Source organism: Crocosphaera sp. Alani8, from assembly GCF_038442745.1.
Taxonomy (GTDB): domain Bacteria; phylum Cyanobacteriota; class Cyanobacteriia; order Cyanobacteriales; family Microcystaceae; genus Crocosphaera.
Window position 1 is genome coordinate 25,445 of record NZ_JARVCN010000011.1, and the last position, 26,430, is coordinate 51,874.

26 protein-coding genes are annotated in these 26,430 nt (G+C 38.7%); 12 read left to right on the forward strand and 14 right to left on the reverse strand.

The window, feature by feature from the left end; translation table 11 throughout:
- Nucleotides 1-419: 419 nt before the first annotated feature.
- Nucleotides 420-923, reverse strand: a complete 504-nt coding sequence (locus tag P9B04_RS00845; protein WP_342053102.1) for a hypothetical protein — start codon at nt 921-923, stop codon at nt 420-422.
- Nucleotides 924-1,043: 120 nt separating this feature from the next.
- Between P9B04_RS00845 and P9B04_RS00850 the strand changes: the two genes are divergently transcribed.
- Entirely contained in the window at nt 1,044-1,514 is a 471-nt protein-coding gene (locus P9B04_RS00850; RefSeq protein ID WP_342053103.1) for a DUF4079 domain-containing protein, read from the forward strand.
- 184 nt (nt 1,515-1,698) lie between these two features.
- Here P9B04_RS00850 and P9B04_RS00855 read toward each other — a convergent pair whose 3' ends face one another.
- Nucleotides 1,699-2,259, reverse strand: a complete 561-nt coding sequence (locus tag P9B04_RS00855; RefSeq protein ID WP_342053104.1) for a DUF2854 domain-containing protein — start codon at nt 2,257-2,259, stop codon at nt 1,699-1,701.
- 179 nt (nt 2,260-2,438) lie between these two features.
- Here P9B04_RS00855 and P9B04_RS00860 point away from each other — a divergent pair, with 179 nt between their 5' ends.
- Entirely contained in the window at nt 2,439-2,615 is a 177-nt protein-coding gene (locus tag P9B04_RS00860) for a hypothetical protein (protein ID WP_342053105.1), read from the forward strand.
- A gap of 90 nt (nt 2,616-2,705) precedes the next feature.
- Here P9B04_RS00860 and topA read toward each other — a convergent pair whose 3' ends face one another.
- Nucleotides 2,706-5,339, reverse strand: a complete 2,634-nt coding sequence (gene topA / locus P9B04_RS00865) for a type I DNA topoisomerase (protein WP_342053106.1) — start codon at nt 5,337-5,339, stop codon at nt 2,706-2,708.
- Between the two features lie 646 nt (nt 5,340-5,985).
- Nucleotides 5,986-7,638: a hypothetical protein gene (locus P9B04_RS00870; protein WP_342053107.1), complete on the reverse strand. Its 1,653-nt coding sequence runs from the start codon at nt 7,636-7,638 to the stop codon at nt 5,986-5,988.
- Between the two features lie 163 nt (nt 7,639-7,801).
- Here P9B04_RS00870 and P9B04_RS00875 point away from each other — a divergent pair, with 163 nt between their 5' ends.
- Entirely contained in the window at nt 7,802-8,125 is a 324-nt protein-coding gene (locus P9B04_RS00875) for a muconolactone Delta-isomerase (RefSeq protein WP_342053108.1), read from the forward strand.
- Here P9B04_RS00875 and P9B04_RS00880 read toward each other — a convergent pair.
- The 4 genes from P9B04_RS00880 to P9B04_RS00895 all read right to left on the reverse strand — a co-directional run bounded on the left by P9B04_RS00880 (nt 8,122) and on the right by P9B04_RS00895 (nt 11,159).
- Complete coding sequence (locus P9B04_RS00880; protein ID WP_342053109.1) at nt 8,122-8,622, reverse strand: TolB family protein; 501 nt, start codon at nt 8,620-8,622, stop codon at nt 8,122-8,124. The two genes, P9B04_RS00875 and P9B04_RS00880, sit on opposite strands and share 4 nt — an antisense overlap.
- Nucleotides 8,623-9,033: 411 nt before the next feature.
- On the reverse strand, nt 9,034-9,594 hold the full coding sequence (locus tag P9B04_RS00885; RefSeq protein ID WP_342053110.1) for a DUF2808 domain-containing protein: 561 nt from the start codon (nt 9,592-9,594) through the stop codon (nt 9,034-9,036).
- 89 nt (nt 9,595-9,683) lie between these two features.
- Complete coding sequence (locus P9B04_RS00890) at nt 9,684-10,709, reverse strand: isochorismatase (protein WP_342053111.1); 1,026 nt, start codon at nt 10,707-10,709, stop codon at nt 9,684-9,686.
- Nucleotides 10,710-10,844: 135 nt separating this feature from the next.
- The gene (locus P9B04_RS00895; protein WP_342053112.1) at nt 10,845-11,159 is read right to left on the reverse strand and encodes a DUF3593 domain-containing protein; all 315 of its coding nucleotides are present in this window, start codon (nt 11,157-11,159) and stop codon (nt 10,845-10,847) included.
- 157 nt (nt 11,160-11,316) lie between these two features.
- Here P9B04_RS00895 and P9B04_RS00900 point away from each other — a divergent pair, with 157 nt between their 5' ends.
- Entirely contained in the window at nt 11,317-11,718 is a 402-nt protein-coding gene (locus tag P9B04_RS00900) for a fasciclin domain-containing protein (protein ID WP_342053113.1), read from the forward strand.
- A gap of 143 nt (nt 11,719-11,861) precedes the next feature.
- Here the strand turns inward: P9B04_RS00900 and ndk are convergent, their stop codons facing one another.
- Nucleotides 11,862-12,311 carry a nucleoside-diphosphate kinase gene (gene ndk, locus P9B04_RS00905; RefSeq protein ID WP_342053114.1) on the reverse strand — a complete coding sequence of 150 codons (450 nt, stop codon included), beginning with the start codon at nt 12,309-12,311 and terminating at the stop codon, nt 11,862-11,864.
- A gap of 129 nt (nt 12,312-12,440) precedes the next feature.
- On the opposite strand from ndk, the gene P9B04_RS00910 reads away from it, so the two are divergent.
- On the forward strand, nt 12,441-13,016 hold the full coding sequence (locus tag P9B04_RS00910; RefSeq protein ID WP_342053115.1) for a hypothetical protein: 576 nt from the start codon (nt 12,441-12,443) through the stop codon (nt 13,014-13,016).
- A 61-nt stretch (nt 13,017-13,077) separates the two neighbouring features.
- Here the strand turns inward: P9B04_RS00910 and sufC are convergent, their stop codons facing one another.
- Nucleotides 13,078-13,848 (reverse strand): Fe-S cluster assembly ATPase SufC, encoded by a 771-nt coding sequence (gene sufC, locus P9B04_RS00915; RefSeq protein ID WP_342053116.1) that lies wholly within the window; start codon nt 13,846-13,848, stop codon nt 13,078-13,080.
- A gap of 83 nt (nt 13,849-13,931) precedes the next feature.
- Nucleotides 13,932-15,374, reverse strand: coding sequence for a Fe-S cluster assembly protein SufB (gene sufB / locus P9B04_RS00920; RefSeq protein ID WP_342053117.1), 1,443 nt, complete (start codon nt 15,372-15,374; stop codon nt 13,932-13,934).
- A gap of 280 nt (nt 15,375-15,654) precedes the next feature.
- On the opposite strand from sufB, the gene sufR reads away from it, so the two are divergent.
- The 4 genes from sufR (at nt 15,655) to P9B04_RS00940 (ending at nt 20,977) form a co-directional block, all read left to right on the forward strand.
- Nucleotides 15,655-16,314, forward strand: coding sequence for an iron-sulfur cluster biosynthesis transcriptional regulator SufR (gene sufR, locus P9B04_RS00925; protein WP_342053118.1), 660 nt, complete (start codon nt 15,655-15,657; stop codon nt 16,312-16,314).
- 85 nt (nt 16,315-16,399) lie between these two features.
- Nucleotides 16,400-16,957, forward strand: coding sequence for a DUF3038 domain-containing protein (locus P9B04_RS00930; RefSeq protein WP_342053119.1), 558 nt, complete (start codon nt 16,400-16,402; stop codon nt 16,955-16,957).
- Nucleotides 16,958-16,985: 28 nt separating this feature from the next.
- Nucleotides 16,986-18,434 carry a DUF4335 domain-containing protein gene (locus P9B04_RS00935; RefSeq protein ID WP_342053120.1) on the forward strand — a complete coding sequence of 483 codons (1,449 nt, stop codon included), beginning with the start codon at nt 16,986-16,988 and terminating at the stop codon, nt 18,432-18,434.
- Nucleotides 18,435-18,559: 125 nt separating this feature from the next.
- Nucleotides 18,560-20,977, forward strand: a complete 2,418-nt coding sequence (locus P9B04_RS00940; RefSeq protein WP_342053121.1) for an endonuclease MutS2 — start codon at nt 18,560-18,562, stop codon at nt 20,975-20,977.
- Nucleotides 20,978-20,990: 13 nt separating this feature from the next.
- On the opposite strand, the gene P9B04_RS00945 is transcribed toward P9B04_RS00940, so the two are convergent.
- Nucleotides 20,991-21,200: a hypothetical protein gene (locus P9B04_RS00945; RefSeq protein ID WP_342053122.1), complete on the reverse strand. Its 210-nt coding sequence runs from the start codon at nt 21,198-21,200 to the stop codon at nt 20,991-20,993.
- Nucleotides 21,201-21,433: 233 nt separating this feature from the next.
- Here P9B04_RS00945 and P9B04_RS00950 point away from each other — a divergent pair, with 233 nt between their 5' ends.
- The 3 genes from P9B04_RS00950 to P9B04_RS00960 all read left to right on the forward strand — a co-directional run bounded on the left by P9B04_RS00950 (nt 21,434) and on the right by P9B04_RS00960 (nt 24,904).
- Entirely contained in the window at nt 21,434-22,363 is a 930-nt protein-coding gene (locus P9B04_RS00950) for a LysR family transcriptional regulator (protein ID WP_342053123.1), read from the forward strand.
- Between the two features lie 168 nt (nt 22,364-22,531).
- Nucleotides 22,532-24,412: a phosphodiester glycosidase family protein gene (locus P9B04_RS00955; RefSeq protein WP_342053124.1), complete on the forward strand. Its 1,881-nt coding sequence runs from the start codon at nt 22,532-22,534 to the stop codon at nt 24,410-24,412.
- A 3-nt stretch (nt 24,413-24,415) separates the two neighbouring features.
- Complete coding sequence (locus P9B04_RS00960) at nt 24,416-24,904, forward strand: MEKHLA domain-containing protein (RefSeq protein WP_342053125.1); 489 nt, start codon at nt 24,416-24,418, stop codon at nt 24,902-24,904.
- A 268-nt stretch (nt 24,905-25,172) separates the two neighbouring features.
- Here P9B04_RS00960 and P9B04_RS00965 read toward each other — a convergent pair whose 3' ends face one another.
- Together P9B04_RS00965 and P9B04_RS00970 are read right to left on the reverse strand one after the other, a co-directional pair.
- The gene (locus tag P9B04_RS00965) at nt 25,173-25,661 is read right to left on the reverse strand and encodes a crossover junction endodeoxyribonuclease RuvC (protein ID WP_342053126.1); all 489 of its coding nucleotides are present in this window, start codon (nt 25,659-25,661) and stop codon (nt 25,173-25,175) included.
- Nucleotides 25,662-25,714: 53 nt separating this feature from the next.
- Nucleotides 25,715-26,269: an NUDIX hydrolase gene (locus P9B04_RS00970; protein WP_342053127.1), complete on the reverse strand. Its 555-nt coding sequence runs from the start codon at nt 26,267-26,269 to the stop codon at nt 25,715-25,717.
- Nucleotides 26,270-26,430: the final 161 nt, after the last annotated feature.

Sequence of the window (26,430 nt, forward strand, 5' to 3'; positions counted from 1 at the left end):
TTGTAAACGGTTGCGATGTTAGCGTTAATGTATAACTTCGTGTATAATTTCGCCAGGTTACTAGAAGTGTTAAATGCAATGATGAGAATAAAGTAACAATAATTAATTTATTAAGGGAACAATGGCTTAGAAATAACAATAAAGAATTACCAAAGTACAATCATATATTTTTTATCCCATTATCTATGGTGTTGTTGATAAAAAATCTCAACAACCTAAAGAGGATAAAAATTTTTAAAATAATTTATTGATTTAACTGTTCTTTGAGGGAAATTACCCCATCAAATAACCATTTTTGTGACTTCAAATGTCGTGGACTCTATTAGCTGGAAAAAGAAGCTTATGTCCCAGGATTTCCTACTCCTTTAGTATGGACACAAGCTAACCTTAAATTTGCTCTAGCAATTATGAAACGTTGTTTACTTCAACTTTGATAACCCACCGAGGTCAAACTTTTCTAACCAAGTTTGGCGATCGCTCTCAGAAAAAGCAGGATTACGGGACAAAACCTTAACCTGAAAGCGGTTACCTACTAACACAGAAGTCCCAGTTTTACCTTGAGAAACCGCAGGATAGCCTTTGATAGTTTGGTCACTTTTCTCAAATTTTTTCGTAGCATCAGGATTATTAAGGGTATCAGAAATGGCTAATAACGCCACATCTTTGCCATCTTTTTTCAGCTTTGCTTCTGCAAATCCTTTTTTCTCTTGGGTGTAAACACGCTCATATCCATCACCAGAAGGGGGGAAAAACTTGTTAAAACTCCCTCCAGATTCTGATTCTTTAACAACTGCACTACTCCCTCTTTGACTGCTTTCTTGTTGTGCTTGTTCAAACCGCGACGGGGTTTGGGTAGCACAAGATGTTAATAAAAGGAGAAGAACAGAATAAACAACAATAACTCGGCGCATTTTGAGTAGCATTTTTTGTTGACTCCCGAAAAATTTAGTTCATTTTTGATTGTGTCAAACCACTCAATGGCCTACAATCTATGTTAAGTTAAGTTTTGTAACTTACTCTTACACCTTAGTAGGGAACACTTTATGTCTATAGATATTCCAGAACCTATAAAAGTGTGGTCACAGTTTGGCCATCCTGTTCTCATGTGGGCTTTATTTGCCCTGACAATTTATGCGTTATACTTGGGTCTTCAATGGCGACGTATTCGTTTTGCTGATAAAGATACCAAGAAAGAATTAGTAAAGAAGGATTTTCGTAATCGACACTATCAGATAGGTTCACTAGTTTTGAGTCTGATGGTATTGGGTAACATCGGTGGTATGGCTGTTACTTACATAAACAATGGTAGATTATTTGTCGGCCCTCACTTATTAGTTGGTTTAGCCATCACCGCTCTGATCGCAGTTTCTGCTTCTCTTTCTCCTTTAATGCAGAAAGGGAATGAATTAGCTCGTTACACTCATATTACTGTCAATATAGCTATTGTCGGTTTATTCGGTTGGCAAGCTATTAGTGGGATGGAAATTGTTCAGAAAATTATCGATAGAATGTAACTAACCTGAGTTTGGAGTTAGGAGTTAAATTTTTTTAACGAGATAATCAGCGTTATATACTATTGATTTTGACCAGTTGTCTGCCGACTTTCTTATGTATAACTCAGATAACTAGGCAAATTATAGAAAGTAAATAGATTGATTTAGGTAGCAGGAATCTTAGCGAAATCCTGTTACCTTTGTTTTAATTTTCTTGATTACTTTCTGAGCTAACTAAAAAAATATCTATTTTATTATCTTCTTTTGGATCAATTATCACTGTAATACCTGGTCCAAAAAATTTAGCTATTTTTTCTTTTTTGTCTTGCCATGTTTCTAAGGTGATAAAAGGGGATTCAAATTCTAAGATTAATCCATAGTTTCCTGCAACATTTTCTTCGCGAATAGCAACCAAAACTGGTCTATCTTCATCCGTAGGACTTAAACCTAACCTTTCTAGGGAATCATCTAGATGAGCTTCTTGTCCATAACGATAACGGGTGACATCTTTGCGAATCTGATTTTGAGTTGCGGTGGCTTTTTCTTCTCTTAAAGCCATAATTTCTGGAGATGTACTTTGACTGAAAGGGATCGGCTTAAGTTCGGCGGCCTTAAGGGCGAGTCCCCCCAGTAGAATAGGAACACCATAGAAAAATCCTGCTAAATTGAGGGTAGGATTGTCCACCGCATAGGCCACAAATCCGATGATAGTTAAAATACCCCCGACTGTTAGTCCAACTCTGGCTAACGAAAGTTTGCGTAACATATAATTCCTTTATTGTGCTGTTAGTTTAAGCTCTATTATCCTTTTGATCGGTCTTTATGAAAAGAGGTTAACTCTTAAACAGTAAATTATTTTTTAAACGAGAATTTTTTATACTTAGTAGACTATCAGACTATAGATTGTTTATCCTATAAGTGGATATTGATTTTGGGAGCAAGGCAATGGATAAGGAAACGATTCAAGAACAAGTCAAATTGATTGAGGGTAAACGAGGGTTTTTGGTGGAACTTTTAGAAAAACCAGATTTAGGAATTTTAAGAGTCGATGTTAAACAAGCTCTTGAAGAACTTGATGAACTTCTTGAGGACTTTGAGTTGACTTTTCCTGATAACTCTTAGTTACAAAAAAAGATAATTTTTGTCATCTTCCCTATGAGGGAGGCCGCTAATTACTATATTCTTGCCTCCCCAAACACTCTACTTATATCACTAAGTCTCAGACTTTGACTTTTTGCTACTAGTGGTTTTACGTTTAGTGGTTGTCTTCTTTGTTGTTGTTTTACGAGTGGTTTTTTTCTTAGTTGTAGCCTTGGCTGCTAATAACTCTAAGGCTTTTTCTAAGGTAATAGTTTCAACGGTTTCTCCTTCCGGTAAACCAGCGTTGACTTTACCGTGTTTAACATAAATCCCATAGGGACCCTCATAAACATTAACTGCTTCTTGATCTTCGGGATGAACCCCTAACTCTTTGAGGGGTTTCTTAGTACGACCACCACCCCGTCCTCTTTTTGGTTGTGCCAGTAATTCCAGGGCCCTTTCTATGGTTATAGTTAAGACATCGTCTTCTTTTTTCAGCGATCGATAGTCTTTGCCCTCTTTTCCTTGATCATGAACCACGTAGGGACCAAACCGTCCCAAACTGGCTTTAATTTTCGCCCCAGTTTCAGGATGGGTTCCCAATAAACGAGGTAAGGCCAATAAACCCACCGCCATATCTAGGGTGACATTTTCTACATTGGTTCCTTTCGGCAAAGAAGCCCGTTTTGGCTTTTTATTCTCCTCACTGGCCTCTCCCAACTGCACATAAGGACCATAACTACCAATCAAAATATAAATAGCTTCTCCGGTTTCTGGGTGTAACCCCAACTTCTCTGGACCTTCGGTTTTCTGCTTCAGTAGTTTGGTAACTTGTTCGGGATCGAGATCTGCAGGGGTTAAGTCAGCAGGAATAGAAGCAGTGATTTTTTCTTCCTCTTGCAACACTTCGACATAGGGACCAAACTTGCCAATTTTTACCGTTGCGTCTAAATTGTCCAAATTAATCGCTTTGGCTACCCCAGGATCGATTTGATCTACTCGTACCTTAACCTGAGTGTCTAACCCTTCTTCCCCAGAGTAAAATGTTTTCAGATAGGGAACCCACTGCGCCTCCCCTGTAGCAATTTCATCGAGGGTTTGTTCCATTTTTGAGGTAAATTTAGTATCCACCAACTCGGGGAAATGGCTTTCTAGTAAATTAACCACGGCAAAAGCGGTAAAGGTGGGAACCAGTGCTTTACTGCGCATTTGGGCGTAACCCCGATCGCGGATAGTACCGATAATACTGGCGTAGGTACTGGGACGGCCTACCCCTTCCCCTTCCAGCATTTTCACTAAGGAAGCTTCTGTATATCTTGCAGGGGGTTGGGTTTCGTGACCTAATACATCTAACTGTTTACAGTCGGGATGATCTCCTTCTTGGAGGGGGGGTAGAATCACCTCTTGGTCTTCGATCGCCGCTTCTGGATCGTCGGAACCTTCCACATAAGCCCTGAAAAATCCAGGAAAATCGATTCGTTTGCCGGAAGACCTAAACCCTGCATCTTCTACGTCCAGATAAACGCTAATTTGGGTTAATTGAGCGTTGGCCATCTGAGAAGCGACGGTACGCTTCCAGATCAGGTCATAGAGGCCAAATTCCTGTGCCGATAGCCCAGTTTCTCGGGGGGTACGGAAGCGGTTACCTGCAGGACGAATGGCTTCGTGTGCTTCTTGGGCACCTTTGCTTTTGGTGGTATATTGACGGGGTTTAGGGCTTAAATATTCCTTCCCGTATTTTTCTGTAACGCAACTCCTAGCGGCTTTAATGGCTTCGTCGGAGAGATGAACGGAGTCAGTCCGCATATAGGTTATGTAACCTTCTTCGTAGAGTTTCTGGGCGATCCGCATAGTATCTCGCGCCGATATGCCCAGTTTACGGTTAGATTCTTGTTGCAGAGTGGAGGTGGTGAAAGGAGGATAGGGCTTACGGGTGGTGGCTTTTTCTTCCTTCTTATTAACAGTCCAGGTTTTTCCCTCTAATTTTTCTTTCAGGGTGTTGGCTTCTTGTTCGTTGAGCAACACTACTTTCCGTCCCTGAGCGATTTTACCTGTGTTGGGGTCAAAATCTGACCCGGTAGCGATTTTCTTGCCCCCAAGGGTGATTAACTTGGCTTCAAAGGGACTTTTTTCTTTTTCCAGCAAGGCTTTGAGATCCCAGTAACCCCCTGATTGGAAGGCGAGGCGGTCCCGTTCCCGTGTTACCAGTAACCGTACCGCCACAGATTGAACTCTTCCTGCGGAAAGTCCCCAGGCGATTTTTTTCCAAAGTAAGGGGGAGAGGGTATAACCGTATAAGCGGTCTAAAATGCGGCGAGTTTCTTGGGCGTGAACTAGGTTTTCGTCAATATCTCGACAATTTTTTAGGGATTTTTGGATGGCTTCGCGGGTGATTTCGTGGAACACCATGCGTTTGATGGGAACTTTGGGCTTGAGAAGTTGTAATAAATGCCAACTGATGCTTTCCCCTTCTCTATCTTCGTCAGTGGCCAAGATTAATTCATCTGCGGTTTTTAAGGCTGATTTTAACCCCTGAACCACCTTTTTTTTGCCTTTGGGGATGACATAAATGGGTTCAAAGCTATCTTCGACATTTACCCCTAAGTTAGCCCAATCTTTATCTTTGTAAGAGGCTGGTATTTCGTCGGCTGAAGCTGGAAGATCCCGAACATGACCCATAGATGCCTCCACTTGGTATCCTGTGGGCAAGTAATTTCTGATAGTACGGGCTTTGGTGGGTGATTCAACAATAACAAGGGTTGACATAATCGTTGTTAATAATCAAGCAATTTTAGTGGATCTCATCAAGCCTGGGTAATGGGCTTATTCCTAGCTTATCAATTACGGAAAAAGGTTATAGGAACATCTATTATAGAGAATAATCTCTGTATGCGATCGCAGAGATTTTGGCTAATTTTGTTTACCCCTTTTAGGTAACTTACCACGAGGCTTAGCTAAGTCATGCTTAATTTAATGAGAATTTTCTGAACACCCAAAAAGTAGAAATCTCCTGTCCAATCAAAGATCGTCTCAGGAGATTGTTGTTAAAATAAGGCAAATGCTAAGATACGTACCCTGTTTTTACCTAGTTTCCTTTCATGGTTTGTAGTTGGCTAAGAAGGGCATCAATATCGGCTTGTAAATGTAAATACTTGACTTGTTGTATTGCTGGATAGGTTTCTTTGGCTTTCATCTTCTGATTGTTCCTGTTTTTGACCCGAAGTGGCTTTTTATGGATGCTTTTAGTAGTTACTGAGAATTCCGAAGACACACTAGAAAGGGTTGGAGTTGTCATTGATGGTAAATAAAGTATATTTGCTTATATTGTTTGTTACGCAATGCACAGTATAACCGATTCAGTGCGATCCTGTGCAAAGCATCACCCTAGAATTCTGTCATTTTGGGTTCCTTTCTACTGTTGCCTATGATACACAGTTATTAAATTTCCTTCAGGGTTATAGACTTCGATAGCCTTACCTGTTTGATTACTAATTGTTTGTAAGCGGTGTTCAAAGGTAGAAAGATGGTTTAAAAGTTCTACTTGAATTTGTAAATTGCCTTCTGCTTTTGCTTGTAAGGCAATCATCCATAACTGTTCTAAGTAGTGGGATTTTAATTTTAATTTTATTAATTTTTCTTTGATATTATAGTTACATATTTTTCCTTTCATATCACATAATGTGTCTAATTCTAATGATATTTTATTCAATTCTGTGATTTGAGCTAATCTTTTTTTAGATTTAGCTAATGATAAACTATAGGCTGATTTTGTGGATTGCACTTCTTTCCATTTAAAGGTGTTTTTGGGAACTTTATCAAGATGAGTAATAGCCATGTTCCAGTAATTTACTGCTTGTGACCATTGATTATTTTGCTCAGTTTTTTGGGCTAAATTCTCATACTCATTAGCTTTTTTATGCATCTTAATAGCTATTTTTTCTTGTATTTTTTGCTTTTTAATCCTATTTTTATTGGCAATATATGTTTTTAAAAGAATACGAGATTCTTGATAGTAAGATGTTCCTTCTTGTATATTATGCAAACTTTCTATCGCTGTCAACCAAGTATTATAGACTAGTTCTAATTCTTTTAAACTATCAGCATTTTTTATTTTATCATCTGCTAATTCTTCTGCCATTTTTGCTTGATTAAAACTATTGATTTCTTTTTCTTTTTGAGCTATTTTATTGCTAGTTGATTGAAGATGATTTGAATACTTTTCGTATTCATTATTTTCTATTTCTTCTAAAAAATCATTATTTTGAATAGATTTTATCGTTGACATTATCCCTTGTAATTCTTGTTTAACTATTTCTAATTGTTGAAGAGACAAAGACTCTTCTTGGGATAGAGAGATTATTTTTGCTTTTTGTATTCTAGTATTGTTGAATAATGATAGATTATCTAGCTGGTTTTGGTATTTATTTTTGAGTCGAGAAGATTCTGCATAGTAATCAGACCAAAAAGGAATTTTATTTAATAAATTTATGGCACGTTCTAAATTATTCTTTGCCAAATCAATTTCTCCATTAGCAAGAGGATATTCTAATAAAACTTCTGTTTGTTTATAAATATTTTGTGCTTGATTAATTTCTGAACACTGATCAAAAAGACAAGGTCTTGTCAACCCATATAAAACAGCAATTGTTGTTATGGTCGTCAAACTTCCGCCTACACCTAACCATAATGATTGATTTGATTTGAAATTGTTACTTAAAGAGTGAATAACCCGTTGATACCAGTTACAAGCTGAATCTGTATGTTGAGCAATAAAAATATTATTATCTCGATTAAAGATTTTCCTGGCTAAAATATCTAACAAATGTGGTTGATTATCTAATTCTAAGAAACAATACTGATCATTAACTAAGTAATATATTTCGACATAATAAGCTTGATGTAAATGCTCTTGTTTAAGAACTTTATACAAAAAAGATTGAGTTTTTTGTAAATTAAGAAAACAATTATGGGAAGGTTCCACTAAAATCAGTAAAACCTCCCCTAGAAAACAATTAACCCATAAAGGAATAGAATATAAACCAGATGTATTTAATTGTTTGGTCAATAATTCTTCTAAAGCAGTTAATCTTGTTGTATCGGGGATACTATTCATTGGTCACCACTACTCTGTTGTTCACTGTATTATCTTGCCATATTTATTGCTTTTATGAGTCAGGAACAAAATTGTCAAAATTTATTCTTGAAAGTTATGGATAACGAGGAAAAAAATGCTTTATCTTCTTGACTTCTTGGTAGAATATGGCCCAACAATGACGCAAACTGATTTGTTTTCTATTTGGTCAAAGGAAGCAGAAGCAGCCTTGAATGCTAAAAAAGCTGGTATCATAGTGGACTTGTGGAAATGTGTTGGAGAAAGACGGGTTATTGCTATTGTTAATGTAGATTCTCCTGATACCGTTGACCAGATTATTTTTACCTTACCCATTATGAAAGCGATGGGACAATATGTTAATGTTAAAGTGACTTCCCTTCGTCGTTACGAAGACTTTGCCGGTGATGTTAATCAATGGTTAAAAGAAAGTAATAGTTAGGGACTTGTTTGATAATCCACGATGGCAATATTCCATTCTCCTAGTTGACTAGTTTGAAAGGCCACTTGTGAACCATCTCCCGTAATAGTCGGTTGTCTGACAGAACCCCGAACATTAGCAGTGAGTAAAGTAGACCGTTGCTTATTGCGATCGTAAATCATAACATCTGCTCTACCCCGTTCTGTGGAAACATAGACTAAGTAGCGTCCATCTGCATTTAATGCAGGTTGATCTTGACTAGAATTTTTACGGTTAAGATTGGGTAGAGAGACAAGACGTTTTTCTTCTAAATCGTAGAGATATATGTCTCGGTGTCCTTTGCGTTCCGACGCAAAAGCCAAATAACGACCGTCTCCGCTATAACTTGGGTATTCTTCGGGAGTCTTACTATTGAGTCCTCCTGTGGGTATTTCCGGTGTGATTAAAAGAGAGTTACCACAGCTAATCAATAGTGTCCCCGTTAACAGGGTGGAAAAACTGAACAGAGGAAACCGCATTTTTCAGAAATCTTAATACTTTGTACTCAGTGAGACTTATTCTGCTTTTTCCGCATTCCCTTTGTTGAATATGCCAAGACAAAAACACTTAATGCCATCATTGCATATTGAAAGTATTGGACAGTTGCTGTTGTTGTCAATACTAATAGCAAGCACCATAACCAAAGAGGAATTTTTTTTGACATGGATATGAACAGTGAAATTATAATAGCATTTAATATAGAAAAACTTAAGTTAGTCAGCAGTTCCTCACTCCGTTCCGGCGCTATCGCACAGCGTTCAGCATTTGTTTAATCTTACTAACAGTAGATGATAGCTAACAAACTAGCCAGTTTTATCGAAGGTGCAAGATGTGAGTTAGAGAAAAATACCCCAAGTGTTTTAACTTGGGGGAGTTCCATAAAATAAGTTCTAAGTACGAGAAAAAGAAACAATCCATGTACCAACATAAACCCGTAAAGGAATTTGTCCCGAGGTTAAAACATCTCCAATGAAGTAATAAGTACCAGAACTGGGATTTTTGACGTTAGAAAAGACAATTTCAGCACCATTTCCTGCTTCGAGGGGTTCTTCTAAATCAATTTCTATGACACGACTTTCTTTATCCCAGTAAACTTCTCTTAAAGGAAGAGACTCACCATCCACTCGGACTTCTACAGAACTGGTATTAAATTTACCATCGAACTCGGGATCTTGGAGATATGAAACAAAAAACTTACTCACCCCTTGGGTTAATTTCTTCTTTGAGATTCGCAGTCTCATGCGTTCCCCATAAAATCTGGGTCGTCCATTGAAATCTAGTTTATAGTCTAGTATATCGCTGCGATTCTCAACTCCACTAAAAATAACTAATCCTGGATTACCATTCGCTACAGACAGGGTTTGCACACCAGTTATTAAACACCCAGATAAAGCTAAAGTTGCCATAAAGCGTTTAGATAGTTTTGCGGCTAAGGTTTTGACTTTGTTCATAATTAACTCTTTTTTAGAATTACTCGATTTTAAGATAGAGCAATCATCGTTCACTCCTGATACCAAGCATAGCAAATGATTGACCCATATTACGGGAGGTGATTAAATATAGTATCATTGGTGGAGTTAATAATGTGCATTCCTGCTTCAGAAAAGCGTTGAAAGGTTACCTCTGCTTGTTCTGTGAAGTCGATGATACCGGGAATCACCACAGGAGAAGTACAATCTTCAAGCAGATAAACTTTTTTGGCTAAGCTAGGGTCTTTTCGTTGAATTTCTGTTAGTAAATCTTCAACAGTCCAGGCAACACAATGGCTTTTTGCTTGACCTGCGACTATGATTTTATCAAAAGAAAGTAATTTATTCAAAAATTGAGTATTTTTTTGCGCTATTTTTTCCCCTTGACTGTTTTTTAAGACTTCGGGACTTAAAACAGAATAATTTTCTGTTAAAGGGTTATCTCCTTTCAACTCGAATTGTGTTTGATTACTGCGAACTATACTATGAAAAAATAACGCTTCTTCCACGGAGGAAACTAACCCATGGCCAATACCACCTAACATAGAATGATAAGGCCAAATGGTGAGGGGATATTTACTATCTTCTGTTAACTTTTTAACGTAATGTAAGGCATGATTTTCCAATTTTTCTACAGAAATATTGAAGTTATTAGCAATATTTGGATTTACTTTCCATCTTCCTTGTTTCACATCCTCATAAGAAATCATTGTAATACCAGCTTGGGGATGATTTCCTTGTTTATCCATCCAAAAAATAGGGTGAAAAATTTGCATCGCTTTGTGGGTATCCATTGTGGCTGCGATGGTAGTAATGTTGCCTAAATTTCTATAGATAAATCGACACAAACGTATATTATCTTCTACTGCACCATTTCCTGATTTTCCAGCAACAAATAATTCAAAATCGGGTAAACAGAAGGTATTTTGTACATCTATTAAGAGTAAAATTGTTTTAGTTTTATCTTCTCTTGAAGGCAATATTTTATATTTTTGACCCCATTCTTTAGCTTCTTCTGCTCGCTTTTGATAAGGCACTCTCCAAAATTGATCTACTTTTTCTGATTCAAAAAAAGATGGAATAGGAAAACATTGCATAGTTTTTACTGTTTTGATTTAGTATCGATAAAAATAAATTTATAAATAATGATGTGTTTAGTAGTAGAAACAAAACAATATTGTAGTAACTTTGACTATTTCAGTTATTTTTAGTAGAATAAATATCAAATTTTGTTAGTCATCTGTTTGTTTTATTTGTCGTTTTTTCTCGTATTCTATAACTCCTTGGCGAAACCCCAAAACAACCAAAATATTAGATATGCTTAAAAAAGATTCTGCGCTACCATGTAACCAGTCAACATTAGCTAACTCCTCCCCATAGTGGACTTTAGCATAAATTCCAGCAGGAATAGTCACCGCAACAAAAACTAGTAAAACATAAAAACCAATCAAAGCTAAACGAGGGGTTTCTTTAGAACGGGTGAGAAACCATAAAAAACCTAAATAGGGGAATAAAGAAATAGCAAAAAGATTTTCTTTAGAAAACATCCACAAAAAACTAAAAGAGTACGATTTTAGTTTATCATAGCTGTGTTCTCTTGAATTATTTTTACAGTGCTGCTGAATTTAGAGTTTAAACCTAATAGGATAGGGTCATTTTTGGTTTATAATCAATGAAAAGGAACATCAAAATAACCTAAAAAATATGCCTGATATTGTTGATATTGCTGTAAATACAGAAGGTTTTGAAACCTTAGTAACTGCCGTTAAAACAGCTAGTTTAGTAGATGCTTTAAAAGGAAATGGACCATTTACTGTTTTTGCCCCCAACGATGCTGCTTTTGCTAAACTACCACCAGGAACCATTCAAACCTTAGTCCAGAATGTGCCTCAACTAGCCCGTATTTTAACCTATCATGTGGTTGCAGGTAAATTGATGAAAGCAGATTTAGCTAAAGTAAATTCTGTTATTTCTTTGGAAGGTTCTCCCATTTCTATCGATTGTTCCGATGGTTTTGAAGTGAAAAATGCTACCGTAATTGCTGCTGATATTGAAGCAGATAATGGAGTGATTCATGTCATTGATAATGTTATTTTGATGGGATAAATCACAAAATGATTCCCTTGTTTTAACAATTTATTCCAGGGTTATCTAGGTGATAGAAGCAAGATGTGAGTTAAATGGTATGGGAACGAGACTAAAAAAAGGTGCGTTTTTGACGCACCTAAACAAACTTGTTAGATTAGGGATTATTCGTATAACCAAGTTTTAGCGGTGGGTTCCCAACCAACTAACTCTTTTTCGGTGAACCAAAGATTAATCTCTTTTTGGGCAGTTTCGATAGCGTCAGAACCATGAATTAGGTTTCGTCCCACATCAACACCAAAATCTCCTCGAATGGTTCCAGGTTCGGCAGATAGGGGGTTAGTTGGGCCAATTAATTTCCGTGCAGAAGTCACCACTCCTTCTCCTTCCCACACCATAGCAACCACGGGAGAGGAACAGATAAAATCCACTAAACTCCCGAAGAAAGGACGTTCTTTGTGTACATCGTAGTGTTCTTCCGCTAATTCTCTAGACACTGAGAGGAATTTTAGTCCTACTAAGGTAAACCCTTTGGCTTCAAAACGACCAATAACCTCACCCACCAGTCCCCGTTGTACCCCATCGGGTTTGATCATGATAAATGTGCGTTCCACGGGCCAACTCCTTCCGATTGTTTCAATTATATAGTTTACGCCGAATGTGGTTTAGCTGAACAACTTTTATCTATCAGTTATCAGTTAGGAGTTAGCAGTTAGCAGTTACCAGTTATCAGTTACCAGTTGATGAATGACAATTTTGAAATTTCTCTCAATCGGAGTAATCCCGTTGAAATTAATGGGGTTCGCTTTGAAACTGAAATTCAATCAATTATTAAAATTCCGATCTTACCAGGAAGATCAATTCCTGTAATTCTTGGTATTGGGGTAACAAATAAGACTTCAACTTGTCTTTATTTTCCTCGAGTTGATTCTCTGATGTTTCCCAATTGTATTGATTCTAATAACAGAATAATTGAAGGGGATAGTGATATGTTGCGACCGCGAGTAAAAGGAAAGCCTTATTATTTAGTTTCCCTTGGAGAAAGGGAGTTTTTCTCTTATGAAAGCTTTCTTTCTAGAGGTTTTTTCCAGACTCCAAGAGTTATGAGTTTTTGTCAACTGCAATTCAAATTCTATAATGAAGCAGGAGGGTTTTTTTATTTTCGAAATCTTAAAAGTGGAAAATATCGATTACAACTATTTTTATCTTATCCAGAAATAAAAACCTTAGCTAGTCTCCCTCCCTCTGTACAAAATTTAGCCATTCCTTGGACTGGAAAAGCTACTCTACTTTTTGTTGAATTCCAGCTAGTTTTCTAAAGTTTTTGAATTTAGTCATCTAGGGGAAAATTTTAACTTGCCCCTAGAAATACCTCATAATTTACGCTTTCGCAATTAATTTTTCTTCGATGAAATCGTACCCTGATTCTTCTAATTCTAGGGCTAATTCTTTACCTCCACTAATAACAATTTGTCCATCGTACATAACATGAATGTGATGGGGTTCGATGTAGTTTAACAAGCGTTGATAGTGGGTAATTAATAAGAAAGCATTATCAGGGGTTGCTAACTGATTAACACCGTTGGAGACGATTCTTAAAGCGTCAATATCTAACCCCGAATCGATCTCGTCTAAAATGCCTAATGTTGGTTCTAGTAAAGCCATTTGTAGGATTTCATTACGCTTCTTTTCACCCCCAGAAAATCCTTCGTTTAAGCTTCTTTCTAAGAATGCTGAATTCATTTTGACAACTTCTAATTTTCCCTCTACCAAATCTTCAAAATCAAAAGTATCGATTTCCTCTAAACCAAGATGTTTGCGACGAGCATTATAAGCTACTCTCAAGAAATCTAAGTTACTTACCCCAGGTATTTCTAAAGGGTATTGAAAGGCTAAAAAGATTCCTTCTAAGGCTCTTTCATCGGGGCTTTTTTCTAAAATATCTTCCCCCTTATAAAGCACTTCTCCCCCAGTAATTTCGTAGTCCGGGTGTCCTGCTAAAATTTTGGATAAGGTGCTTTTTCCTGAGCCATTTCTACCCATGATAGCGTGAATTTCACCCGCTTTTATTTCTAGGTTAACTCCTTTTAAAATAGGGGTTCCTTCTACGTTAGCGGTCAAATTTTTAACGGATAAGATTACGTCACTCATGTTTTTTTTGATTGTTAATTGTCAATAAATATCAGCCATCGTTGTTTGAATACGATGACTGATAATAGATAACCGATGATAGTTTATCCAATGGTTCCTTCTAACTTCAAACTCAATAATTTATCGGCTTCAGAAGCAAATTCCATCGGTAACGCACTCAAGACATCTTTACAGAAACCACTAACCAACATGGAGATAGCATCTTCCTCAGAAATACCTCTCTGAGCAAAATAGAAAAGCTGGTCTTCTCCTATCTTAGAAGTGGATGCTTCGTGTTCGACTTTGGCTGCGTTATTGCTAACCTGAATGTAAGGGAATGTATTAGCTTCTGCATTATCTCCAATCAACATAGAGTCACATTGAGAGTAATTTCTTGCCCCTTTAGCTTTGGGTCCCATTTGCACCAAACCGCGGTAACTATTTTTAGATTTTCCGGCAGAAATTCCTTTAGAAATAATAATGCTGCGGGTGTTTTTCCCAATATGAATCATCTTCGTACCGGTGTCTGCTTGTTGCATATTATTGGTTAAAGCAATGGAGTAAAATTCCCCAACAGAATTATCTCCCACCAATACACAACTAGGATATTTCCAAGTAATAGCAGAACCGGTTTCTACCTGAGTCCAAGAAATTTTGGAGTTAACCCCTTTACAGAGTCCTCTTTTGGTCACAAAGTTATAAATTCCGCCTTTACCCTTTTCATCTCCGGCGTACCAATTCTGCACCGTAGAATATTTAATATCGGCGTTATCTAAAGCAACTAATTCTACTACTGCAGCATGGAGTTGATTACTATCGTACATGGGGGCGGTACATCCTTCTAAATAGCTGACGGATGCCCCTTCTTCTGCCACAATTAAAGTACGTTCAAATTGTCCTGTATCCCCTGTATTAATGCGGAAATAAGTTGATAGTTCCATAGGACATTTTACTCCTTTGGGAATAAACACAAAAGAACCATCGCTAAACACCGCAGAATTTAGAGCCGCAAAAAAGTTATCAGCAACAGGAACTACGCTGCCAAGATATTTTCTAACTAACTCGGGATGTTCTTCTAATGCTTCAGAAAGGGAACAGAAAATGACCCCTTCTTCCGCTAATTTTTCCTTAAAAGTGGTGGCTACGGATACACTATCAAAAATAGCGTCTACCGCCACATTACTGAGACGTTTTTGTTCAGAGAGAGGAATGCCCAGTTTTTCAAAAGTTTCTAGTAAAGCAGGGTCAACTTCGTCTAAATTTTTTAACTTTTCTTTCTTTTGTTTTGGTGCAGAATAGTAGATAATATCTTGATAGTCAATTTTTGGATAGTGGACGTGAGGCCAGGTAGGTTCGGTCATTTTTAACCATTGTTCGTAGGCCTTGAGACGAAACTCCAGCATAAACTCTGGTTCGTTCTTTTTAGCAGAAATAAGACGAATTAAATCTTCATTTAAACCCCGAGGAATGGTATCGGTTTCAATGTCAGTAACAAAGCCGTATTTGTAAGGTTGGTTGACTAGGTTTTTGACCGTGGTTGCGCTCATTAGATTTTGTGTTCTCCTTTTCAATTCAAGGTTTGTCCCCAGTGTTAAGGGATTTTAAGTGATTTAAAGATGATAGTTTGGCAGGGAATGAGTCGTAAACCCCACAAACCTGTGTCTCCTGGATCGAGTTAATAAAACAACATTTATGTTTCTTTATTATAGCTTACAATAGATTAACAACAGAATTGTTGTCAAAGTCACATTATTCTCAAATTTTGTGTAACCTTTTCTTAAGCCCAACCGTTACATTCGCAATATATTTGACTTATAAATTTAAAAAATGACTACCATACAGCCCCCTTCCACAAAAGACGACATCTTGCAGTATTTACTGAAACAGGGTAAAGCCACAGCCCACGAACTGGCAGACACCCTAGACATCACCCCCCAAGCTACCCGTCGTCATCTAAAAGACCTAGAAGCAGAAGGTCTACTCAAACATCGTCCTCTACAGGGGGGTTTGGGGCGACCTCAATACATTTATTCTCTCAGTAGAAGGGGACGGGACCGTTTTCCTAACCAATATGGAGAGTTCGCCATATCTTTTTTGGAAACCCTAATGGAGACAGTGGGGGAAACTCAGGTAAAAGAGGTTTTGCGCAAGCAATGGGAACGCAAAGCAGACGAATATCGCCGACGCATCGGTAAGGGGTCTTTGAAAGAGAGGGTGGATAAGTTGGTTAAACTGCGACAGGAAGAAGGTTACATGGCTGAAATACACAATGCAAAAGGAAAAAATGACTCAGATAGTCAAGAAGATGGCTATCTCTTGGCTGAGCATCATTGTGCCATTTCTGAAGTAGCTGAATCCTACCCCACAGTATGCGGTCATGAGTTGGAAATGTTTGCAGAAATTTTGCCAGACTGCACTATAGAACGAACCCACTGGATTAATGAAGGGGAACACAATTGTGGCTATTTGATTAAGGTTAAGGACTAAGTGTTGAACATTTGTTTCTAACACCCCACAAAGATTGCTATATTAAGTACAAAAATCTCTCACCCGTCTGTCTACAGTGGTTAAGATGTCCATCTCAGTTCCTACTTGGGGCGATATACCCCTAACTAACCCACCAACCCCAGAGCAACTTTATCAGATGCAAACCCATCTAGATTTAGTGCTGTTAGCCAGTGAGGCCTTGATTGGTGTCGATGCAGATATGCTGCTACAAGCAACCCTCGACCTAGACATCAGTACAAGTTTGGTGGAAAAAGCGCAACTGTGGTCAAATCGAAACAAAACAACCGATCAAAACCCTATCCATAGCTTTAACGTGGAACAACTGCGATCGCTGATTCTTGTTATCTGTTATGTCAACCAACGGCATCAAGAATTGATTCGCCGTGCTGTCACTCTTTTAGAACAAGTAACGGCGCAAAATAAAAATCCCGCACAAACCACCTTATTAGGAAACTATTTAAACAATTTTCAAAATTTCTACGGCAACAACCCAGACAACTCAAAACTCTCCCCCGATCAACAAGTTAAACTGGCATCAAAATTATTAATAGATTTATTATTTTACAGTGGGGACCGTGGTTACGATCGCTTGTGGTTAGCTTTGCTCGATTATAAATCTTGATAAATTATGATTATTTGGTCAAAATACGATGCTATTTAATAACACCCCTTTACAAGTCTATACTCCCCCCACTTGCACCCTAAAACTATGGGATAAACGGCCTCCATTGTCTCGTTGGGGAGAATTAGTCTCTTTAGATAGTATCGAATTTGAGCTAGAATTTGACGATCCTCGTCTCCTAGAAGAAGATCAGGTTACGGTTAAAGGCGATCGCAATCAACTGGAATTATTACGGAACGTTGTTCAAACCTATGTTAAAAATTTCCTCCATCAAACTGCCTCCTATTGGCAAACTGGAGAAGCTCAACCAACACCCCAGACTCAATCACCAGTAAGGAAAACAGATAGGACAATCCCCCCTTCCCTATCCCCTCAAGGCTTACTCAACCACCGTTTAACCTTCGGTTCCTTAGCCTCTCAAGCGTCCCGTGGATCGGTTATTTTGAGTGTTTCCCAACTTTTAGATCTAGTCAATGCTCTAGACAGTTACGACGACACGATTGTTACCCTAACCGATAGCAAAACCACCCCCCTAAAGAAAAGTGTGGGAGTTTGGATGGTAGCAGGGACAGTAGCGGTTTTGGCTATTTTAATCCCCACCGTAGGGGTTGAATGGTTGAGACAAGTTACCTCAACCGGTACTCCATCGGAGGAAGACTCAGAAATTTCCGACAATCCCCTGTCTTTCCTGGATGTATCACCCCCTGTACCACCCCCCCCAAAAACACCCCTTCCTGCTCCTTCTTTAGCCCCCCAATTGGCTAATCGTGATCCCTTGCCTCCCCCCGGACAAATTGGGCAAGGAACCCCTCCCCCTCGAAATGCCACTGTTGCTATCCAAGCAGCTCCTTTAAGGGTGCTGCCACCACCACCAGCAGCCCCTCCTGCGCCGCCAAAACCCAATACCAACCCTTCTAATACGTCGGTGACTGTTGAGCAGGTTCCCCAGCATCTTCTGCCTAACGGAGAAACCCCCATCGTTATGCCTGGTTTACCCCCAGAAAGGGTCGAGCAACTGATTCAAAACCCCACTTTACCTGCGCCGCCAACTTTACAGGCCAAAGCTTCCAACACCGGAACTACTCCTTCCTTACCATCTCTATCAACTAGAAACCGAGATCAACTCACCATTCCCGATGAGTTATTATCCCCAGAAGCGAAAGTTACCCCTAAACCTCCCCCAGAAACCACCCTCCTCGATGCCATTCCTCAAGTAGCTCAAGTGCGTCAGTATTTTCAGCAACGATGGCAACCCCCCGAAGATTTAGAGCAAACTTTAGAATATCGTTTAATTCTTCAGGAAGATGGTTCTTTAAAGCAAACTATTCCCCTAGGCCGTTCAGCAGCTATTTATTTTTCTCGAATACCTTTTCCTAACCCCGGATCTGAGTTTGTCTCCCCTTTAGAAGCATCTAGCAGTCAAACAATTCGCTTGGTTTTAATTCCTAATGGAAGGGTTAAAACTCTTTTGGAATAGACGGGATAAAAAGATAATACATTTTTAGATTTTTATAGGATCTGTTGACGAATCTCTATGAATTCTATTAGCATTAGAATTAAAAACAACTCATAAATTCTATGAGTCTTTTAAAACAATAAAAAGTGATTTACAACGAAACTTTAAACCTATTAGAATGGCATCGCCTTTGTCAACATCTAGCCACATTTACTGCGACAAAAATGGGAGCAGTGGCAGCTCGGAATTTACCCATTCCTACTAGTTTAGAAGAAAGTAAAGAACTACTAGGGCAAACCAAGGAAATTTATGGACTAGAACAAAATCTAGAGATCAAATGGACATTTGAAGGGGTTAGCGATGTGGGAGATTCCCTGAAAAGAGCTACTCTGAAGGGTATTCTTTCAGGACAAGAACTACTTAACATTGCCACCACTTTAGCAGGAATGCGACGGTTGAGACGTGTTATTGATGATTGCGAAGAATTACCCGTTTTAAAAGAATTAGTTACTGATATTCGTACCTACCCAGATTTAGAAAAAGCCATTCATCACTGCATCGACGACGCGGGGAAAGTGACCGATCGCGCTAGTTCTAAATTAGAAGGAATTCGTCACAACCTTAAAGAAGTTAGGGATCGCATCTATCAGAAACTGCAGAATATTATCCAACAAAAATCTGGTGCCATTCAAGAACCGGTGATCACCCAAAGGAGCGATCGCTTTGTACTTCCTGTTAAAGCAGGACAAAAAGAACAGATTCAAGGCATTATTCACGATACTTCCGGCACAGGGGGAACGTTCTATATCGAGCCTAACTCTGTTGTGCAAATGGGTAACAAACGCCGTCAATACTTGCGACAGGAAGAAAGAGAAGAAGAAGCCATCCTACGGCAGTTAACGGAAAAAGTAGCCGAACTAGCCGAAGACCTAGAATATTTACTAGCTATCGCCACCGTTTTAGATTTAGCCACAGCTAGGGCCCGTTATAGTTTCTGGTTAGGAGCAAACCCCCCTCGGTTTATCGAAGACAAAGAAACCATTACCCTCAGACAGTTACACCATCCGTTGTTAATTTGGCAACAAAAACACGAGCAGGGATCACCGGTTATTCCTATTAACGTGCAGATTAACCCAGATATTCGCGTTATTGCCATTACTGGTCCTAACACTGGAGGTAAAACCGTCACCCTGAAAACCCTTGGTTTAGCCACTTTAATGGCTAAAGTTGGCTTGTTTGTCCCGGCCAAAGAACCAGTAGAACTACCTTGGTTCGAGAAGATTTTGGCAGACATTGGGGATGAACAGTCCATCGAACAGAATTTGTCCACTTTTTCTGGTCATGTTCGTCGTATTGTTCGTATTTTAGAAGCATTAGAACAGGAAACAGAAACAACATCTGAAACCCCCCCCACTTCCCCCAGTCTTATTCTCCTCGACGAAGTGGGTGCAGGAACCGATCCCGCAGAAGGTAGCGCATTGGCTATCGCCTTGTTACACCATCTAGCGGATCACGCCAGGTTAACCGTTGCCACAACCCACTACGGAGAACTAAAAGCCCTCAAATACGAAGATCCTCGCTTTGAGAACGCTTCGGTGGAATTCGACGATCGCACCCTTTCTCCCACTTATCGGCTGCTGTGGGGCATTCCAGGGCGGTCTAATGCCCTCAGTATTGCTCAACGTCTGGGGTTAGATTTAGACATTATTGATGAGGCCAAAAATCGGATCGGGGGTTTGTCTCAAGATGTTAACGATGTTATCGCCGGCTTAGAAGCGCAGCGCAGACAACAGGAAGAAAAGGCTCAAGAAGCACAAAAATTACTGCAAGAAACGGAGAAGTTTTACACAGAAGTAACTGAAAAAGCCACTGCTTTACAACAAAGGGAACAGGATTTAAAACGGTATCAAGAATTAGAAGTACAAAAAGCGATCGCCGATGCTAAAGAAGAGATCGCTAGAGTAATTCGTAACCTACAACAAGGCAAAAAAAGCAGCCAAAATGCTCAAAGAGCAACAGTAGCTATTACTAGTATTAGTCAGCGTCAGTCACCGAGAAAAGAGAAACCAGAAGTTATTTATCAGCCCCAAGTAGGGGAGAAAATTCGCCTCTCTAACTTGGGACAAACCGCGGAGGTGTTGGACGTTTCTGCGGAGGATGAAGAGGTTATGGTACGGTTTGGTTTGATGAAAATGACCGTTTCTTTCGGTGACATTGAATCGCTGGATGGTCAAAAGGTAGAAACCAAAGTTAAGGAGAAAAAACAACCCGTTACGACTCCATCACCACAACCCAGTAAACCCAAAGATGTACCGACTATACGCACATCTCGTAACACCATCGATATTCGGGGTAATCGCGTAGCTGAGGCTGAGGCCGACTTAGAAAATGCCATTGCCCAAGCTACCGACTCCGGGGTACTATGGATTATTCACGGCAAGGGAACAGGAAAATTACGTCAAGGGGTTCACGAGTTTTTGAAGCATCATCCCCAAATAGGTAAGTTTGAGTTAGCCCCCCAAAAAGAAGGGGGTTCCGGGGTAACATTGGCCTATTTTAAGTAAACCCAAAAATCTGCTACTTTAAGGGATTATAGTAGTCGTTTTCATGAACTTCCCCAATGGCTTGATGATCCTGATTGATACATCCAGTTTTTTTGGCATAGCTACAGACTCTCGCCCACAAACGGCCGCGGGTTCCCACAGGTCCCGACGAAAAAATCACTGTATCCTCTCCAACAATTTTCACACCACATACGGAACAAGTTTCTCGGTTCAAGTTAGCCATAAGTATTTATTACTAGGGGTACACATCTTGAGTGAGATTACAACGATTTAGATCAAAAAACAGTTGTTTATGTTACAACATTGTTAAGTTTTGACAATAGATTTATTTCAACCTAAAGTTGATTTACTATCGAATCTAGTCTATGATGAGATAGCAGAAAACAAAACGTCCCCTAACCGTACAATTTTTGGCATTCTATTACCACTCACATCGCTCAGCAGAGGGCATTCCCATTGATACAAGCCACCTTACATCAATTAAAGGTCTTTGAAGCCACAGCACGTCATGGCAGTTTTACCCGTGCAGCCGAAGAGTTATTTATCACTCAACCCACAGTTTCCAGCCAAATTAAACAACTAACTAAAACCATCGGTCTACCGCTATTTGAGCAAATCGGTAAACGTCTTTATCTCACCGAAGCAGGACAAGAATTATTGAAAACTTGCCAAGAGATTTTTGAGAGATTAGATAATTTTGAGATGAAAGTAGCCGATCTCAAAGGCACTAAGCAAGGACAATTACGCTTAGGAGTTATAACCACAGCTAAATATTTTATTCCTCGTATTTTAGGCTCTTTTTGCCAACAATATCCAGGTATAGAAGTGTCCCTAAAAGTAACCAATCACCAACAAATTCAGCGTAGAATGTTGGAGAACGAAGACGATCTTTACATTGTTAGTAATCCCCCGGAAGGTTTAGATTTATGTACTCAACCTTTTCTAGATAATCCTTTGGTTGTGGTTGCTCTAAAAAATCATCCGTTAGCCGGTCAAAGCAACATTTCTATTAATGCTTTGGAAGGAGAACCTTTTATCATGAGAGAACACGGTTCAGGAACTAGAAGAGCTGTACAAAATCTTTTTGAAAAACACAAAGTTTCTGTTCACGTCAGATTAGAATTAGGTAGCAACGAAGCGATTAAACAAGCTATTGCTGGAGGTTTGGGAATTTCTGTTCTTTCTCAACATACCTTAATTTCTGAAGGTATCGATAGCGAACTAACTGTATTGGATGTGGAACATTTTCCCATTCAACGTCGTTGGTATGTAGCTTATTTAGGGGGTAAGCAATTATCTGTTATTACTAAAGCTTTTCTTGAGTATCTATTAGAAGAAAGCACCAAATTTTCTGTCCCCAGTATCCATAAATTAGCTAAAGTTTAACCCTTATTCTCTCGTCAAAAAAGATTCCAATCCAAACTCCTAAAACCGAACTCCGGTTGTACACTGCTAAAACCAAAGGACACAAGTATTAGGAACTGCTATATTACTCGTTTATCATCAGCAAAGCTTATGGTACAATATTGCCAATTTATTAACGAGGTGTGACGAGTGACAAAGCTTCCCTGGTATCCCTTGAGTCTTTTTTCTGTTTCTTTGGCAACTACCTTATTAGTGTATCTTTTTGTCGGTAATCCAAAGCCAAAACAAGCAGCAAATCTCACTATTTCCCCAACTATTCCGTCCGTTGAAGCGTCTGATTCCATCCAGCAAGGACAGGAAATTACTCTCAATGGCAAAACCTATAAAATACCTTGGACTCAATGGCAACAAGGGGATAAAACTCGTATCGGAATTAATGATATTGGGGCAATGAATTTATTGGGGTTGGAGTTACTTAGTAGCAAAGATCCTAGTTTACAACCTGTTCGCTGGTTCGGTACTAATTCTAATCAACCTTTACCTATTTTAGCTCGCTTTATTGCTCCTTATCGCTATCTAGACATCACAGAACTGATTCAGTTAGCTGGAGGTGAATTACTAGTTAATGGTAACACTTTAAAATTAGATTTTCCTCTGGCGCAAATTAACAATATTCGTCAAGGGAACCAAGCTTGGGGAAAACGCATTGTACTTGAGGTTGACCGTCCTACGGTTTGGCAAATTAGTCAAGCAAAAGGTCATGGTGTTGTGATAATTTCGGGAAAAGCATCTCGAACAAAATTATCTGATTATGGCGGTTCTTTTTCTCCCAAATCTTCTATAAATACAGATGAAGATGATTTAGGTAGTCCTGTTTCTGATCCTCTAGATTCTTCTCTATTTTCTTTAGAAGATACAGGAAATTTAACCAAAGTTCATGTTAACTTACCTACTGCACACGGACTAAATGTTTTTAGTTTATCCAACCCCAATCGTATTGTTATCGATGTTCGTGCTGATGGGATGGTTCCTAAAGAAATTGTTTGGACTCCAGGTATTATTTGGCGACAACAATTGGTCACGGTTAATAGTGGGAGAAAGCAAGAAACTTTTCCTGTCAATTGGTTAGAAATTGATCAGCGATCGCCTCGTATTTCCCTTAAACCTATTACAACTAATTTTAATGGACAGACAGGAACAGCACCCTTAGTAACAACTGCTCAAAAATGGCAGGCTGCCGCAGCTATTAATGGAGGCTTTTTTAACCGTAACAATCAACTTCCTCTCGGTGCTATTCGTCAAAATAATAATTGGTTATCTAGTCCTATTTTGGGTCGTGGTGCTATCGGTTGGAATGATAAAGGTCAAGTTTATGTAAATCGTTTGGCTTTAAGAGAAACTATTACCACCACATCAGGAAACACTATTCCCATCGCTTTCTTAAATAGTGGTTATATCCAAGCAGGAGTATCTCGTTACACTTCCCAGTGGGGTCAAAGTTATACCCCTCTAAGCGACAACGAAACAATTATTTTTGTTGAAAACAACCGAGTTACTTATCAACAGCAAGCAGGAAGAGCTAAAAGTCAATCTTATCCAATTCCTAGAAATGGCTATTTATTAACCATTCGTAAAAATGCTGTTTCTCCTAGCTTGATATCTCCAGGAACATCCATAACCCTACAAAGCAATACTATCCCCACAGAATTTAATCAGTTGTCCCATATTTTAGGCGCGGGACCATTATTAATTAGTAACCGCAGAATTGTTCTAAACGCTGTTAGTGAAAAATTTAGTAAAGGGTTTCAAAAACAAAAAGCGTCTCGTAGTGCGATCGGTGTTACAAAGCGTGGTACTATCATGTTAGTGGCCGTTCATACTCGGGTTGGAGGCAGTGGTGCCAGTCTGGACGAAATGGCTCAAATTATGCAACGCCTGGGAGCAACAGATGCACTCAACTTAGACGGGGGAAGTTCTACCGGTCTAGTTTTAGGGGGACAGTTAATTGATCGCTCCCCTGTAACAGCAGCGAGGGTTCACAATGGTATTGGTGTGTTTGTTAATCCTTAAATTATGAGTTATTCTCCTTGGCAACAAGAAGGGATTATCCAAAGAAGTCAGTTGATTCTCAATAGCTTTGAGCATTGGCTAGGTTGCTCTTTATTTGAACATTTTGGCGCAAATTGTGGGAATATTAACCCAGCAGAAGCATCACAACAACTGTTTGAAGCAGACTTTATTGTTGTGTCTCATGGTACTCAGCAAGACCCTATTTTTAACTACGGTAATCGCAAAGCTTTAGATGTTTGGGAATTGACTTGGGATGAGTTTATCAAGACTCCTTCTAGGAAAACCGCAGAAGCTATAGAACAAGAAGAGCGCAACCGCTTGTTAAGGGAAACCACAGAAAAAGGTTTTTCTTATTTTTCTACTATTCGCATTACTAAGACCGGCAAACGGTTTAAAATTAACAACGGCATTGTTTGGAATGTGATCGATTATTATCATAATTATCAAGGTCAAGCTGCTGTTTATTCAGACTTCCACTTTTTATACCAGTAACCTCTGCTTTGTAGATACAGTTAGAGTAGCATACCTCTCAATTATTCATAATAACACAAAAAAGTAGTATGGGCTACAAGTCCCATTGTCTCGTTGCTTATTGAGAATTACTAGCAATAATTTTGCAGGGCATGGGAACATTTTATTGGGCATTTTGTATCAAAGGCTACTATTTTTCAAAAGCTGACGAGAAATTTTAGCTATTAAAAATACAAATATAATACATTGTTTTTAATAAAAATAATCACTTCATAACACCAAACTCAAGTTAAATATTGTTTCTGAGTCCACATAATGCTGCGTAGGCAATAGCGATCGCATCTACGCTATCATCGATAGGCGATCGGTCTAAATTAAACAAAGTTGTAATCATCTGAGCAACCTCTTTTTTATTGGCTTTTCCATCTCCTAAATGGCATTTCCAACTAGCTTGGTGTAGAAAAATAGGCTCGATTTTAGCCTCTCGATAACAAACTAAATTAATCACCCCCAGAGCTTGCATAACCCCTCCTGCCGCTTTAATAGTGCGATTAAAAAAGGGCATTTCGATGGCAATACCTTGGGGAGTAAATTCTGTTAGTAATTCTCTCAAATCTGCTTCTATTTCTATCAGTCTTTGGGAAGTAGATAAGCGTTTATTGGTTTCTATAGTTCCGTAATCGATGATGATAGGAAGTTGTTGCTTATGTTCTTGTAAAATTGCCCATCCAACTATTGCTAGTCCTGGATCAATTCCTAACCAAATTTCTTGAGACATTTTAGTAATTAATTTTTATAATTTATAACTGCTTACTCCTTGTTAAACTGTGTTTATTCTCGAAGAGAGATATATTTTAAACCCATAAAAATAGTTGCAATAGTACCAGCGACGCAAATTTCTCCTGACATTATTTTACTAACAACATCTTCAATAGGAACTAAAACAACTTCAATTTCTTCTGTAATATCTAACTCTACTGTGCCTTTTTTTTCTACATTTAAGCCTAAAAAGATGTGAATTTTATTATCATCTTTCACAGGATTATCATAAATGGTCTTCATAAAGACTAATTCTTGAGGAATGTAGCCGGTTTCCTCTTCTAGTTCTCGTCGAGCTGCGGTCAAACTATCCTCTCTTTCTGGGTCAAAAGTTCCTGCTGGTAACTCTAGTAAAATTTCTTGAACCCCATGACGATACTGACGAACAAAGACAATTTCGTTGTTAGGTGTAATGGGTAAAACTAAAGCAATTTCTGGACGAACATTGACAAAATAATCATCAATAATAGTACCGTCAGACAACTTTACTCTATCTTGTCGTACCCGACACCATTGATTATCGACGATAAAGTTAGAGTTAAGAATTTTCCATTTTTCAAGAGTCATATTGTTATAAGTTACTACACAAAATAAATTACACAGTTAGTAAGAGGAACAGGCAACAGTGTTATTAGTTGGCTTTAGAAAATATTTCTTGATAGCGATTTTCATTTGCATAGATTACAAATTCAGAGAAAAATAGTCCCCACACTTCCCACCCCTCCCTG

Coding starts and splice junctions, on each gene's coding strand:
- P9B04_RS00885 (WP_342053110.1), bottom strand. CDS start 9,594: ATGAACAAAGTCAAAACCTTAGCCGCAAAACTATCTAAACGCTTTATG.
- P9B04_RS00880 (WP_342053109.1), bottom strand. CDS start 8,622: ATGCGGTTTCCTCTGTTCAGTTTTTCCACCCTGTTAACGGGGACACTA.
- sufR (WP_342053118.1), top strand. CDS start 15,655: ATGACTACCATACAGCCCCCTTCCACAAAAGACGACATCTTGCAGTAT.
- P9B04_RS00965 (WP_342053126.1), bottom strand. CDS start 25,661: ATGTCTCAAGAAATTTGGTTAGGAATTGATCCAGGACTAGCAATAGTT.
- P9B04_RS00970 (WP_342053127.1), bottom strand. CDS start 26,269: ATGACTCTTGAAAAATGGAAAATTCTTAACTCTAACTTTATCGTCGAT.
- P9B04_RS00850 (WP_342053103.1), top strand. CDS start 1,044: ATGTCTATAGATATTCCAGAACCTATAAAAGTGTGGTCACAGTTTGGC.
- P9B04_RS00930 (WP_342053119.1), top strand. CDS start 16,400: ATGTCCATCTCAGTTCCTACTTGGGGCGATATACCCCTAACTAACCCA.
- P9B04_RS00855 (WP_342053104.1), bottom strand. CDS start 2,259: ATGTTACGCAAACTTTCGTTAGCCAGAGTTGGACTAACAGTCGGGGGT.
- P9B04_RS00890 (WP_342053111.1), bottom strand. CDS start 10,709: ATGCAATGTTTTCCTATTCCATCTTTTTTTGAATCAGAAAAAGTAGAT.
- sufB (WP_342053117.1), bottom strand. CDS start 15,374: ATGAGCGCAACCACGGTCAAAAACCTAGTCAACCAACCTTACAAATAC.
- sufC (WP_342053116.1), bottom strand. CDS start 13,848: ATGAGTGACGTAATCTTATCCGTTAAAAATTTGACCGCTAACGTAGAA.
- P9B04_RS00935 (WP_342053120.1), top strand. CDS start 16,986: ATGCTATTTAATAACACCCCTTTACAAGTCTATACTCCCCCCACTTGC.
- P9B04_RS00945 (WP_342053122.1), bottom strand. CDS start 21,200: ATGGCTAACTTGAACCGAGAAACTTGTTCCGTATGTGGTGTGAAAATT.
- P9B04_RS00860 (WP_342053105.1), top strand. CDS start 2,439: ATGGATAAGGAAACGATTCAAGAACAAGTCAAATTGATTGAGGGTAAA.
- P9B04_RS00910 (WP_342053115.1), top strand. CDS start 12,441: ATGAATGACAATTTTGAAATTTCTCTCAATCGGAGTAATCCCGTTGAA.
- P9B04_RS00845 (WP_342053102.1), bottom strand. CDS start 923: ATGCTACTCAAAATGCGCCGAGTTATTGTTGTTTATTCTGTTCTTCTC.
- P9B04_RS00895 (WP_342053112.1), bottom strand. CDS start 11,159: ATGTTTTCTAAAGAAAATCTTTTTGCTATTTCTTTATTCCCCTATTTA.
- P9B04_RS00960 (WP_342053125.1), top strand. CDS start 24,416: ATGAGTTATTCTCCTTGGCAACAAGAAGGGATTATCCAAAGAAGTCAG.
- topA (WP_342053106.1), bottom strand. CDS start 5,339: ATGTCAACCCTTGTTATTGTTGAATCACCCACCAAAGCCCGTACTATC.
- P9B04_RS00900 (WP_342053113.1), top strand. CDS start 11,317: ATGCCTGATATTGTTGATATTGCTGTAAATACAGAAGGTTTTGAAACC.
- P9B04_RS00875 (WP_342053108.1), top strand. CDS start 7,802: ATGCTTTATCTTCTTGACTTCTTGGTAGAATATGGCCCAACAATGACG.